The organism is Acidiplasma cupricumulans (assembly GCF_001402935.1).
Classification (GTDB): Archaea; Thermoplasmatota; Thermoplasmata; order Thermoplasmatales; family Thermoplasmataceae; genus Acidiplasma; species Acidiplasma aeolicum.
The window spans coordinates 1-1,580 of the sequence record NZ_LKBH01000072.1 but is presented as its reverse complement, the minus strand read 5'-3'; the positions used below and the strand labels follow the sequence as shown (position 1 = coordinate 1,580).

Here is a 1,580-nt window from a genome sequence, read left to right as displayed (position 1 = left end):
TAGTAATAAGTAATAAAATAAATTATTTGGACTTTATTTATTCTAATTCATAAATATATTTGCGTTAATCAAATATATTTATCACAAATGTATCATCTTTAATTTATAATCTGGATTAAATTTATATAGCAAAAAAAATTTTAGTATTGGGGATAAAAATGGTAAGAACAATAACATTGTTGATGACCGGAATATTGCTAATAATAGCCGGCTTTGGTACCTTCATCCAGGGTTATCTGAATACTGTACCATATCCATTATATGTGGAAATAGTGGGTGCCGGACTGTTCATTATAGGCCTTGCATTTACAGCCATAGGATTTTCTGAGTATGGACTAAATGACAGGATAAAATTTAAATGATTTTTTAATCTTCTGAAAAGTTTTTTGATTTTTTCTTGGAATTTTTTAGGTAATAGTTTTTTGGTACAGAATACTGGTAAAGTGTATCTATTGTGCTTAACCACATAAAAGGCAATGCCGTTGCCCATAAAATTGCTGAAAATATAATTTGTTGCTCTATTCCATATAATGGGTATAAAGTGGTATTTTCTATTAATGCAATGTAAAAAATTATTAGGGCAGTCATGCTGAACATCATTGCATTGTATTCAACATATGCACGCTTTAATGTATCAATATTTGAATAGATAAGGTAAACTATGAAACCTGAGACAAATGCCATAAGGTTCATTAAGAGGAATATATTATAATATGTATATGCCAGGGCTGTAAAATACGGTATAAACCAGATAAACATAATTATGCTTGAAAAAATTATTAGTGAAATTATTAGATATTTACTTTGTATTCTGGGCTGGACACCTATTTTTGTTAGGACATACATAAAAAATATACCGGCAACAAACATAAGTATGTTTATTCCGAAGAAGAATATTAATGATAATAATTCCAGTTTAAAATAAATTCCAAAAATTTCAGCAATTGGAGTAATTAATATAAAAAATATTGCCATAACTGGAAATATATTGCTATTCCTGATATTTTTTATCTGTGATACAATTTTTATCTGAGTTTTCCTGTTTAGAAATACTGTAAGCATAAAATTACTCAATAAAAGCAGGACAATGCTTTCACTTAGTAGTGTGGTGCTAACTGCTGTGGCTAGTGCAGCCGCTATTGTTGGTAAGGTTGCTGTTAACCCCTCACACTGGCAGCTTAATGCAGATATACCGCCGGTTAATGTTGGGCTTATCATGTTTTTTGCAACGGAGTTGTTTCTAACTATTTTAAATATCATGTAATAATTTTCAGTAAGCAGCGCGGCAAGTATAATATAAAGAACTATTGATTGAATTGAAGTGGTGAAATAAAGATAATTTATTCTCATTATAATTCCATAATAAAAGAAGTATGGTACTTTTTCAATTGGAAAATCTGCATATATTGAATCAACAACTATTTTTGTTGGTTCCACTGGTGTTGATATAACAAGAAACTTTGATATGAATAGCATTGCGATTAAAATGGATATAAATCCGGCACCACGGTAAAATAAACTTCTTTTTTTATTAAAATATAATTCTTCAATAATATCAGCGTAAAATGCTATTATAAGGA

The 1,580-nt window shown here is 29.1% G+C and carries 2 protein-coding genes; one reads left to right on the top strand and one right to left on the bottom strand.

Features of this window, described 5'->3' with window-relative positions; all coding sequences use genetic code 11:
* The first annotated feature begins 158 nt into the window (after window positions 1-158).
* On the top strand, window positions 159-362 hold the full coding sequence (locus AOG55_RS02495) for a hypothetical protein (RefSeq protein ID WP_048101952.1): 204 nt from the start codon (window positions 159-161) through the stop codon (window positions 360-362).
* Between the two features lie 4 nt (window positions 363-366).
* On the opposite strand, the gene AOG55_RS09455 is transcribed toward AOG55_RS02495, so the two are convergent.
* Window positions 367-1,580: hypothetical protein (locus AOG55_RS09455; RefSeq protein WP_055040843.1), on the bottom strand; the 1,214-nt coding region annotated here is incomplete at its 5' end.

Excerpts from the sequence above, each read along its gene's own strand:
- AOG55_RS02495 (WP_048101952.1), top strand. The coding sequence starts at position 159 with ATGGTAAGAACAATAACATTGTTGATGACCGGAATATTGCTAATAATA.